Raw genomic sequence first — 4,894 nt, forward strand, 5'->3', positions numbered from 1 at the left:
ACGACGTACCAGTCGCCGATGGATGCCCCGTCCGACGCGGTTGCGGAAGGTAGGCCGCGCAACCCGGTGACTGGCGCTGCTCCTGCGGGCGGAGCAAGGGCCGTGACGGCTGTCGCAGCGGCTGCCGCTGCGATCATCGCGCGCACGAGGGTGCGATTCCGCCTTGCCATACTGCCGCCATCGGGGCGCCCCCAGCGGTCTGTAAGTCGCTTCTACTCCAAACGGGTGATTACTCTTAGTTGTATCCGACTGGTCGTATACAGCCATTCAGTTACGCTGCGTAGGATTCCGACGGATTCCGACCCCGAGACCCGCCGGATGGGGATTCGTCACTGAATGCGTCACCTCGCCGACACGACTCGATCCGCAGGCCGGGACGTTCCCGTCCGCGCGACCGCTGATCATCGACCGGTGAAGACGGCGGGCCGACGCTCGAGGAATGACTGCAGGCCTTCCATTGCGTCTGGGCTCCTGAGTAGGTCTGCGACGTCAGCCAGCAGGGCATCTGCTGCCGCCTGTGGACCTTCGACCAGCGCTCGTCGAGCAGAGACCAAAGTTGCGCTCACGCCGCGGGGCGCCGCCCTTTGGGCGATGCGTTCGGCCAGTTCGACCGCACGGTCGATTTGGGTACCCGGCTCGACTGACTCCTGGATCAGTCCGATACGCAGTGCTTCCGCGGCGTTGAATTCGTCGCCGGTGAGCATCCAGCGCATGGCGTTTCCCCAACCGGTTTGCGCGGTGAACCGGATGGTCGCCCCGCCGAATGGGTAGATCCCTCGCAGCACCTCAATCTGGGCAAACGTGGTGTCGTTGGCCGCCACCCGGATGTCGGAAGCGAGCAGAAGTTCGATGCCAAGGGTCAGGCATCGCCCCTGGGCGGCAGCGACGATCGGTTTGGTTCGTGCCCTTCCGGTCAGCCCCCACGGATCGATCGCGGGAGCGTCGAGGTAGCTGGTGTCGCCCTCCAGGATTGGACCGGCCACCTGCGCGAGATCCAGGCCCGCAGTGAAGTCCTTGCCGTGGGCAAACAGCACGCCGACCCAGGCTTCGGGATCGTCTTCCAAGCGACCGTATGCCGCAGCGAGCTCGGCCAGCATCGCTTGGTCGAAGGCATTGCGCTTGTGCGGCCGGTTCAAGCCGATGTGCAGGACGTGGTCGACCAACTCGACGGTGACTGTTGCTGGATCGTCGGTGCGTTCAGTGTCCATGCTTGCTCCGTACTTTTAGGCGCCCGCGGTGACACGGTGCGCATACGAGGAATTAGGACGACCGTCCTAGTGACCATGACGCTAGAGTAGGACACTCGTCATAGTCACGCTTTGGAGGGTCCATGGGAACCGATACCCGGACGCGGATGCTCGTCGCTGGCACGGAGCTCTTCCGTGATCGCGGGTACGACGGCACCGGCTTCCGGGATGTCGTCGCTCGAGCTGATGCCGCCCGCGGATCGATCTATCACCACTTTCCGGGCGGTAAGTCGCAGCTTGCTGCCGAGGTAGTCGAGCGCACCGGCGGTCGGATCAGTGAGTTGATCGAGCGTGAGTGCGTTGATCACGATCCGCAAGAGGCACTCGCACGGTTGGGTGGCTTGGCCGAACGCATCGTCCTCGGCGGCGCACTGCGGCCCGGGTGCCCAGTCGCGGCGGTGACCATGGCCGCTGATGATCCGGACGGTCAGCTTCGCGCGGTAACCACCCAGGTGTTCCAGCGGTGGCAGTTGGCGCTCGCGAGTTGCCTACAGACGGCAGGCGCTGCTCCGGCCGACGCGACGCGCTTCGCGACACTGACGGTTGCAGCCGTGGAAGGTGCCCTGCTGCTGTGCCGCGCGTCCGGGGAGCCGACGGCATTGCGAGATGTCATTGCTGCCTTGCAGGCGCAAGTGGAACAGATCCTTCCGAAGCGGAATCGATCCACCTGACGACACCCGCAGACCTCGATTTGCCCGGAACAGGGAGGTTTGTATCTGTGATGGTGGATTATCAACGTCTGCTGTCGACAATCCACCATCACAGGTTCGTCTTGCCGCGTTGGGCGAGATGAGTGTCCCGGTGGCAACTGCGGTGGCGCTCGAAGCAGACTGGCGCGGACGCGGTGCGCGGCGAGCTACCGCCGATCCGTGCCCTGGGAGGACTCGACCGCATGCAGTTCCACAAAGCTGGCACCGGCTCCCCAGCGGTCGTGTTCGTGCACGGATTCGCCTGCGACTCCTCGGACTGGCAAGCGCAGTTCGACCGGCTGGCTGAACAAACGACGGTCGTCGCCTGTGATCTGCGCGGACACGGTGGTGCTCCCGCTGGTGCTGGGGGCTTTTCGATCGAGGCGTTCGGCGCCGATGTGGGCTCGTTGCTAGCTGATTTGGATCTGCCGCCAGCGGTCCTCGTCGGGCACAGCATGGGATGCCGCGTGATCCTGCAGGCCTACCTGGAAGCGCCGCACAGGGTTGCTGGTTTGGTGCTGCTCGACGGCAGTCGTGCTGGCGGAGGGAATCCCGACGACGCCGAGCGTGCGATGGTCGAAACGTTGCGAGGCGACGGATATGAGCCATTCGTTCGAGATTTCTTCGAGAACATGTTCATCGGCTCCAGCGACCCAGAACTGAAAGCCGCCGTCATCGCTCGCGGGTTGGCGCTGTCGCCGGAGGTGGGCGCGCCACTATTCGCCAGCATTGTCGGTTGGGACCTTCGCAGCGCCGAGCAAGCCCTGGCAGCGGTGCGGGTCCCGTTGCTGGCGATCCAGAGCACGACGATGACGGCCGAGCTAGTCAGAACGCCACTGGCCGCCGGGCGCGTGTCGCCCTGGGTGGAGCTGGTGCAGCGCTACGTGCTGGCAGCGCAGGTTGAGGTGATCAGCGGTCAAGGGCACTACCCGCACATCGAAGCGGCGGATCAAGTCAGCGATCTGATCGCTGACTTCGTTGCGGCTGTGCAGAGCCCTACTTCCGATTTGCGCTGATTAGGTGCCGGGCGATCCGTCGTGGTGGGATAGAGGGCACGAGTGGCCCGAGCGTCGGCACCGTGAACAGAGACGAGAGCCATGAGTACCCACGACAACGATTTCGCGGCACTAGGTATTGAGCCGGAACTGGCTACCTGCCTCGCCGACCTCGGCTACGAGGCACCCACACCCATCCAGCAGCGCGCTATTCCGGCAATGCTCGAAGGTGGTGACTTGCTCTGCCAAGCCGCAACCGGTACCGGGAAGACGGCAGCATTTGCCCTGCCGATTCTCAATCGGCGCGCTGGCGGCGACGGTCCGCACAAGGGTGCCCTACCAACCGCGCTGGTCCTGACGCCGACTCGAGAACTCTGTATGCAGGTGGCTGAGGCCGTCCACCGCTATGGCCGACCGTATGGAGTGCGAACACTGCCGGTCTTCGGCGGTCAGCCGGTTGGACGCCAGGTGGCAGCACTGAAGCGTGGCGTCGACATCGTCGTGGCAACGCCAGGGCGGGCAATGGATTTGATCGAGCGGCGTTACCTCAAGCTTGACGACATCGACACCGTGGTGCTCGACGAGGCTGACGAGATGCTCGATATGGGTTTTGCCGAGGACATCGACACGATCCTTACCGCAGCGCCCGCCGACCGGCAGACGGTGATGTTCTCCGCGACGATGCCCAAACGCATCATTCGGATTGCCGAACGCCACCTTCAGAATCCGGGGCGGATCGAGATAGCGCGCGAGGTGGTTCCCGAGGGCGAACGACCCACGACCACGCAGACTGCCTACATCGTCGCGAGGCCCTACAAAGCGGCTGCGCTTGGACGCATCCTCGATATCGAAATGCCCACGGCAGCCTTGGTGTTCTGCCGGACGCGCGCCGACGTCGACAACCTGACCGAGACCCTCAATGCCCGCGGCTACCGCGCGGAGGCGTTGCATGGCGGCATGGACCAGGGTCAGCGTGACCGGGTCATGGGACGACTGCGCAGCGGTAGCGCCGAACTGCTGGTTGCCACCGACGTCGCTGCCCGCGGGCTGGACGTCGAACAGTTGACTCACGTGTTCAATTACGACGTGCCAGCCGCGCCGGAGTCCTACGTGCACCGGGTGGGCCGGGTCGGTCGCGCAGGGCGCGAGGGCGTTGCGATCACGTTGGCCGAGCCCCGCGAGGGCAGGCAGCTCAACGCGATCGAGCGCAGCACCAAACAGAAGATCAGCATCGGTACGTTGCCGACGACCGATGACCTTCGAACCCGTCGCCAGGAGGTGACTCGGGCCGCCCTCGAGCGCGTTTGTCGGGACGGCGACCTTGACCACTACCGGGGCGTCCTCGGCTCGCTGACCGAGGAGTTCGACGTGGAGCGGGTCGCGCTGGCGGCCATCAAGATGGCTCACGTGAGCACCGTCGGTGAGGCCGACGAGGAGGTGATCCCGCAGCCGGGGTTCGCCAATCAGTCCGGTGGCAAGAAGTCCTTTGACCGCAAGGGTTCCCGGGGACGCGATCGCCACAGCGACGATGACCGCAAGGCGTCCGGTGGCAAGAAAAGGGATGGAAAGAGTGGTGCAGACAAGAAGCGTGGGGGCAAGCCCGGAGCAGGTAAGAAGCGGCTCTACCTAGGCCTTGGCAGGGACGCTGGCGTTCGACCTCAAGACGTAGTGGGTGCGATCGCCAACGAGACGGGACTGGCTGGCTCCGACATTGGCGGCATCGACATCGCGCCGCGCTTCACCACTGTCGAGGTTCCAGCCGACTCGGCAAAGATGGTCATTGCGGCGCTCAACAGCACCCGATTGCAAGGTCGCAAAGTCAAGGCCCGATTGGATCGGCACTGAGTTTGCTCTGGGTGCGTTGCGCGGTACCGACGCCCTAGGTTGATCCCGTGACGTTGGGCTGGCGCGGGACCCGATGGTTGGTGCTGTGCATCGCTGTCGTGCTGTCAGTCGGTACCCA

The 4,894-nt window shown here is 64.6% G+C and carries 4 protein-coding genes; 3 read left to right on the forward strand and 1 reads right to left on the reverse strand.

Annotation, left to right across the window (positions count from 1 at the left end):
* Nucleotides 1-401: 401 nt before the first annotated feature.
* A complete protein-coding gene (locus KAZ48_10675) occupies nucleotides 402-1,208 on the reverse strand; it encodes a crotonase/enoyl-CoA hydratase family protein (protein MBP7973254.1) in 807 nt (268 codons plus the stop codon).
* 122 nt (nucleotides 1,209-1,330) lie between these two features.
* Between KAZ48_10675 and KAZ48_10680 the strand changes: the two genes are divergently transcribed.
* The 3 genes from KAZ48_10680 (at nucleotide 1,331) to KAZ48_10690 (ending at nucleotide 4,776) form a co-directional block, all read left to right on the forward strand.
* On the forward strand, nucleotides 1,331-1,918 hold the full coding sequence (locus KAZ48_10680; protein MBP7973255.1) for a TetR/AcrR family transcriptional regulator: 588 nt from the start codon (nucleotides 1,331-1,333) through the stop codon (nucleotides 1,916-1,918).
* A gap of 221 nt (nucleotides 1,919-2,139) precedes the next feature.
* Nucleotides 2,140-2,952, forward strand: coding sequence for an alpha/beta hydrolase (locus tag KAZ48_10685; GenBank protein ID MBP7973256.1), 813 nt, complete (start codon nucleotides 2,140-2,142; stop codon nucleotides 2,950-2,952).
* Between the two features lie 81 nt (nucleotides 2,953-3,033).
* Nucleotides 3,034-4,776 (forward strand): DEAD/DEAH box helicase, encoded by a 1,743-nt coding sequence (locus KAZ48_10690; protein MBP7973257.1) that lies wholly within the window; start codon nucleotides 3,034-3,036, stop codon nucleotides 4,774-4,776.
* Nucleotides 4,777-4,894: the final 118 nt, after the last annotated feature.

The organism is Candidatus Nanopelagicales bacterium (assembly GCA_018003655.1).
Classification (GTDB): domain Bacteria; phylum Actinomycetota; class Actinomycetes; order S36-B12; family UBA10799; genus JAGNDY01.

Excerpts from the sequence above, each read along its gene's own strand:
- KAZ48_10675 (MBP7973254.1), bottom strand. The coding sequence starts at position 1,208 with ATGGACACTGAACGCACCGACGATCCAGCAACAGTCACCGTCGAGTTG.
- KAZ48_10680 (MBP7973255.1), top strand. The coding sequence starts at position 1,331 with ATGGGAACCGATACCCGGACGCGGATGCTCGTCGCTGGCACGGAGCTC.
- KAZ48_10685 (MBP7973256.1), top strand. The coding sequence starts at position 2,140 with ATGCAGTTCCACAAAGCTGGCACCGGCTCCCCAGCGGTCGTGTTCGTG.
- KAZ48_10690 (MBP7973257.1), top strand. The coding sequence starts at position 3,034 with ATGAGTACCCACGACAACGATTTCGCGGCACTAGGTATTGAGCCGGAA.